At 44.6% G+C, this 5,927-nt stretch carries 7 protein-coding genes; 5 read left to right on the forward strand and 2 right to left on the reverse strand.

Going from position 1 to position 5,927, the window contains the following annotated elements:
- Both recN and B3M51_RS01940 read right to left on the reverse strand, forming a co-directional pair.
- On the reverse strand, nt 1-1,394 hold a 1,394-nt coding region (gene recN / locus B3M51_RS01935; RefSeq protein ID WP_292756462.1), incomplete at its 3' end, for a DNA repair protein RecN.
- The gene (locus B3M51_RS01940) at nt 1,388-2,260 is read right to left on the reverse strand and encodes an NAD(+) kinase (protein ID WP_292756464.1); all 873 of its coding nucleotides are present in this window, start codon (nt 2,258-2,260) and stop codon (nt 1,388-1,390) included. The genes recN and B3M51_RS01940, both read right to left, overlap by 7 nt.
- A gap of 171 nt (nt 2,261-2,431) precedes the next feature.
- Here B3M51_RS01940 and ndk point away from each other — a divergent pair, with 171 nt between their 5' ends.
- The 5 genes from ndk to B3M51_RS01965 all read left to right on the forward strand — a co-directional run.
- Entirely contained in the window at nt 2,432-2,863 is a 432-nt protein-coding gene (gene ndk / locus B3M51_RS01945; protein ID WP_292756466.1) for a nucleoside-diphosphate kinase, read from the forward strand.
- A 10-nt stretch (nt 2,864-2,873) separates the two neighbouring features.
- On the forward strand, nt 2,874-3,980 hold the full coding sequence (gene rlmN / locus B3M51_RS01950) for a 23S rRNA (adenine(2503)-C(2))-methyltransferase RlmN (RefSeq protein WP_292354207.1): 1,107 nt from the start codon (nt 2,874-2,876) through the stop codon (nt 3,978-3,980).
- Nucleotides 3,977-4,732, forward strand: a complete 756-nt coding sequence (gene pilW / locus B3M51_RS01955; protein WP_292479468.1) for a type IV pilus biogenesis/stability protein PilW — start codon at nt 3,977-3,979, stop codon at nt 4,730-4,732. The genes rlmN and pilW overlap by 4 nt, the downstream gene beginning before the upstream one ends.
- Nucleotides 4,733-4,737: 5 nt before the next feature.
- Nucleotides 4,738-5,658 (forward strand): RodZ domain-containing protein, encoded by a 921-nt coding sequence (locus tag B3M51_RS01960; RefSeq protein ID WP_292756468.1) that lies wholly within the window; start codon nt 4,738-4,740, stop codon nt 5,656-5,658.
- Nucleotides 5,658-5,927, forward strand: a 270-nt coding sequence (locus B3M51_RS01965; protein WP_292756470.1) for a flavodoxin-dependent (E)-4-hydroxy-3-methylbut-2-enyl-diphosphate synthase, incomplete at its 3' end; no start/stop codon positions are given. The genes B3M51_RS01960 and B3M51_RS01965, both read left to right, overlap by 1 nt.

Below are 5,927 nucleotides of genomic sequence, written 5' to 3' on the forward strand. Positions count from 1 at the left end.
CCCACATCAACTTCATCAAATATCAATGTAGGAACACTACGTTTTCCTGCAGTAACTACCTGAATCGCCAGGCTTATCCGTGCCAATTCACCCCCTGATGCAATTTTGCCTAATTCTCCTGCTGGCTGGCCGGGATTGGTGCTGACCAGTAATTGAATATGATCCGCACCATGTTCACTGAATTTTCCATCCTCAAAGGGGCTGATAACAAATTCTATGCGCCCAGCAGGAATGGCCAGTTGTTGTATTGACTGGGTGATGGTCTTTGCCAGAGATTTGGCATGCTTTTCTCTGTTTGCCCTAATCTGTGCAGATAAATCCAGGCATAGTTTTTCCTGGGTTTTGAGTTGCTGAGACAGTTCTGTCTGATTTTGCTGAGATTTGGACAGGCTGACCAACTCATCACACAAAGCTTGATAGTGGGCAGGTAATGCCTCAATTTCAACATGATGTTTACGAGCAAGATCGTGTAATACAGCTAACTGATCTTCAACGGCTTCCAGCCTCGCCGGATCCAGCTCCGCACTGTCCAGATAATGACGTAGCGAAGTGGCTGTTTCATCAAGGTTGATGGCCGCACTGTTTAATGTCTCAATAATCTCGGTAAATCGTGGTTCGTATTGTTGTAACTTTTCCAGCTCAGTCAGCGCTGATCCAATCAGATCATAAGCCGCACCATGCTCCTGCTCAAATAAGTTATGCAGAGTTGATTCGCTGGTATGGAGAAGTTGAGCTGCATGTGCAAGCTGTTGCTGTTCCTGAAGTAGTAGATTGATGCTGTCATCAGTCAGTGCCAACGGTTCCAGCTCACTGACCTGGTAGTTCAGTAACTCCTGCCTTGCCAATTGCTGTTCAGTTTGCTGACGGATTGCAGCCAGTTGCTGCTGAATTTTTTGCCACTCGGCATAGGCTTGTTTTAATGATTTAAGTAGCGCTTTATTGTTAGCGACAATATCCAGAAGCTCGCGCTGAGTATCCGTACGTAACAAAGATTGATGTTCATGCTGACCATGAATATCCACACTTAATTCACTGATATTACGTAGTTGTGTTAATGCAACCTGACGAGCGTTGATATACGCTTTGGAGCGACCATCACGGCTGATTGTACGGCGCAGATGACATTGATCTTCATCATCAAGTTCTTGTTCTTTAAGCCACTGTTGAAGTGGCAGGTTATTGCTGATATCAAAACTGGCCTCTATTTCAGCACGTTCACTTCCATGGCGTACCATATTTGAATCAGCACGATCCCCCAGTACCAGACCAAGGGCATCCACCAGTATGGATTTACCGGCCCCGGTTTCACCTGTTAGTGAAGTCATGCCGGATTTAAAGGTTAAGGATAAATCCTCCACTACCGCCAGTTGGCGAACAGTTAACGCTATCAACATGTCAGTTTTCGGCCCCATTCCAGTTTGGCACGCAAAATTGAATAATGATCGTGATCTTCAAGATGCAGTAAATCGATTCGGTTTAGATGACGCTGAATTCGGACAGTATCGCCGGGTTTAAGCTCATGGCCGGGGCGTCCATCGCAAGTGACCATCGCTGTGGTAATGTTATTTTCACTTAATGTGATGTCAATAATGCTACTGGCCGCAATCACTAAAGGTCGATTGCTCAAAGTATGTGGACACACTGATGCTAAAACTACAGCATCCAAATCCACATCAAGAATTGGACCTCCTGCTGACATGGCATAAGCTGTTGAGCCGGTGGGGGTCGCAACGACTAATCCATCAGCACGTTGACTGTTTAAAAAACGACCATTGATATGGGTTTCAAATTCAATCATATGTCGGCTTTGATGTGAATGCACCACCACATCGTTCATGGCAATACTAATTGGATCTTCAGCATTATTCAGGTGGGCTTGTAATAAAAAACGATTATCATGCCGATATTGGCCATCTAGAATTCGACCTAACTGAGATTGCAGATTATTCAGCGTGACATCAGCTAAAAATCCCAGCCGGCCAACATTCACGCCAACAACTGGTAAATCAAATCCTGCCAATGCTCGTGAGGCAGATAGCATTGTGCCATCACCGCCAATCGCTATGGTCAAATCACATTTTGAAGGGAATTCAGCGATCGAAATCACTTCCAAACCAGGTAAAAAACTTATCGGCTCGTTGCAAAATACCTGTAACTCTCTGGATAACAGGAATTCGTTTATTTGAATTACAGCAGTTTCCAGGACAGGGTCATCTTTACGGATGAACAGGCCGATACGTTTAAATGTGTTATTCATCATCGAATTTGTATTTGAGTTTTATCAAAAAATAGTCAACTGATGGTAATGGTTTTGTCATCAAATCCAAAGCAAAATTGACCGCTTAATAAAAACTCGGTGAACGTTACTATCTCTGAGTCTTATAGATGCTAGAATATGTCGATTTAATCCAATCAATCAATGAGGATACACATGGCGACTGAACGTACTTTGTCAATTATCAAACCGGACGCGGTAGCAAAAAATGTTATTGGAGAAATATACTCCCGCTTTGAAAAAGCTGGTCTATCTATCGTAGCTGCCCGTATGGTACATCTTACCCAGCAGCAAGCTGAAGGCTTTTATGCGGAACATAAAGAACGTCCATTTTTTGGCGATTTGGTGAGTTTCATGACTTCTGGCCCAGTGATGATCCAGGTCCTGGAAGGCGGAAGTGCGGTTATTACTCACCGCGATTTGATGGGCGCAACCAATCCAGCTGATGCAGCACCTGGCACCATCCGTGCTGATTTTGCGCAAAGTATTGATGAGAATGCTGTTCATGGTTCAGATTCTGCTGAAAGTGCAGCACGTGAAATCTCGTATTTCTTTACAGATGATCAACTGTGCGCCCGCACACGCTAATCAATAACTGATGGCAACTGCACTGACCAATCTGCTTGGTCTGGATCTGAAAGGTCTGGAAGGGTTTTTCATCGAAATCGGTGAGAAACCCTTCCGTGCGCGTCAGCTTTTACAATGGATTCACCAATATCGTGTCACTGATTTTGCCCAGATGAGTAATCTGAGTAAATCGTTGCGCGAAAAACTGAGTCAGATTGCTGAGATACGCGTCCCCGAATTGTTACACGAGCACATATCCACCGATGGAACCCGTAAATGGATCATCAAAATGGATGGTGATAATTCTATTGAAACGGTATTTATTCCGGAAAATGGTCGTGGGACTTTATGTGTGTCGTCTCAGGTTGGGTGTGCATTAACCTGTACTTTTTGCTCAACCGGTCAACAAGGCTTTAATCGCAACCTCAGTGCTGCCGAGATTATTGCTCAGTTGTGGATTGCCAATGAAGCTTTAGGTAAAGACCCCAAAGGCAATCGAATGGTCACCAATGTGGTGATGATGGGCATGGGAGAACCGCTGACAAATTACAATAATGTGATTTCAGCGATGAATCTTATGCGTGATGATCTGGCGTATGGTATTTCATGGCGCAGGTTAACGTTGAGCACCTCTGGTGTCGTGCCAATGATTGACCGATTAAAAGAAGATTGCCATGTCAGCCTGGCCATATCATTACATGCTGCGAACGATAAATTACGCAGCGAGATTATTCCATTAAACGATAAATACCCGATTGCTGAATTATTAGCTGCTTGCAAACGATATGTGACGGGTGAACAACTACGTCGCCATATCACAGTTGAATACGTGATGCTCGCAGGAATTAATGACTCGGAAAAGGATGCACGGGATTTGATCCGGATTTTGAAAGGCATTCCGAACAAAATTAATCTCATCCCTTTTAACCCCTTCCCGGGCACCGACTACCAGTGCTCTTCAAAAAATGTAATTAATCGTTTTAAAGAACAATTGATCGCGGCTGGTTTAGTTGCGACTGTACGAAAAACCCGTGGTGATGATATCGTGGCAGCCTGTGGTCAACTGGCCGGCGAAGTTCAGGATAAAACTCGTCGAACTCAAAGATTAGCCGAACGGGAGGTTGTGTTCGTCCGATGAAATCATTTTTGAAAATAGGTTTTCTGGCGACATCAATCATAATGCTCACCGCGTGTGGTACAACCGGGCCACGTGAGCATATTGCGCCGGATCCTAAAGCGGCTGAATTGAACATGCAATTGGGATTAAGTTATCTGCAACGTGGTGATTATGAAATCGCCATGGAAAAGCTAGATAAGGCATTGAAACAAAATCCGAATTTACCCAGTGCTCACAATACTATCGCTCTGCTTTATCAACGACTGGGTGAAGAAGAAAAAGCCGAAAAACATTTTAAAGAAGCGGTGAGCAGAGCCCCGGAATATTCTGAAGCGCAGAATAACTATGGTGTGTTTCTGTGCCAGCAAGGCAAATATGAAGAGTCTGAAAAGCGATTTTTGAAATCCGTAGAAAACCCACTTTATCAGAGTGCTGCCATGGCCTATGAGAACGCCGCACTCTGTACCAGACAAATTCCGGATCTGGTCAAAGCCGAATCCTATTTCAGACGCGCGTTACAAATTAATCCAAACCTGAGTAAATCGTTAATTGGGATGGCTGATTTGAGCTATGAACAAATGAATTACATGCAGGCACGCGCATACATACAGCGTTACAGTAGTGTCTCTCCTTGGACTCCTCAGGCCTTGCTAACTGCGATTAAAACTGAATCCAAATTGGGAAATGATGACGCCGTATCAAGCTACAAGTTAATTATGCGAGCCCGATTCCCGGATTCTGATGAAATGCGCATGGTCAATGAAGGTATTTAACATTTATGACTGAGAGTCATTCAGAAGAACCAAATGTAGTTTCATCCTCTGTGGACGTTGGCAGACGTCTGCGCGAAGCTCGCGAAGCCAAAAAAATCTCTATTTCTGATGCGGCAGCCCAGTTGCGAGTGACTCGCAGCGCCATTGTGCATCTGGAAGAACAAGACTGGGATAAGCTTCATGGCCGAACCTATGCCCGTGGCTATTTTCTGAGTTATACAAAGTTTTTGGGGCTTCCACAGGATGAAATGCTGGCAGGCTTTAATATCGAATTCACCGAGACAGATAAGAGAAGTCCATCGGTAGCACCGATTCAACAGATTAAGCCCGCAAAATCAACGTTTCCGTGGCTGCCTTTGATATTGCTGATTACCGTCGCAGTTTTGACCTGGTTTGCATACCAGCAATGGCAAGCGACTAAACTTGTACAGAATAACGAGCCGGCAGAGCAAACACTGCTTGAACCATTGAATGAAACGGCAAACGAAAATAATGCTGATCCTGTTCCAATCACTGAATCTAATGAGATCAGTCTGGAGGAACAACCTTTAATACCAAATGAAACCGATACGTCTGAGCCAAGTTTGGATACCGCGGATACCGCCCTCGATGAATCATTTGAAACCGAGACTAGCCCACCTGTAGAAGATGCAGAATCTGCTACAGCAGAAGCTACAACTGAAAAGAACCTTATTATTGGTATTAATGCAGATTGCTGGGTTGAGGTTAGAGATGCCAGTCAGCAAGTTCTGATTAGTCGTGTGGTCAGAGCAGGTAATACGGTCGAATTGACCGGTACGTTACCTTTACAGGTTTCATTGGGGCAGGCGAATGCCGCTTCTGTCAGATTTGATGGCGATATCATCGATATTACTGAATACACTCGCGGTAATGTGGCTCGATTTACCTTGGGAGAAGATTCTTAATGCAAACTGCTTCACCGATAAAACGTCGAAAATCACGTCAAATTATGGTTGGTAATGTTCCGGTAGGCGGAGATGCGCCGATTGCCGTTCAAAGCATGACCAATACCGAAACAACAGATGTTGCTGCTACCGTCGATCAGATCCAGAGGTTGCAGAAAGTGGGTGCTGATTTGGTTCGGGTCTCCATTCCTTCAATGGATGCGGCAGAGGCTTTTGGTGCTATTCGTAAGTTGGTGGATATCCCTCTAATTGCCGATATTCATTTCGAT

Source organism: Methylophaga sp. UBA2689 (assembly GCA_002354555.1).
GTDB lineage: Bacteria > Pseudomonadota > Gammaproteobacteria > Nitrosococcales > Methylophagaceae > Methylophaga.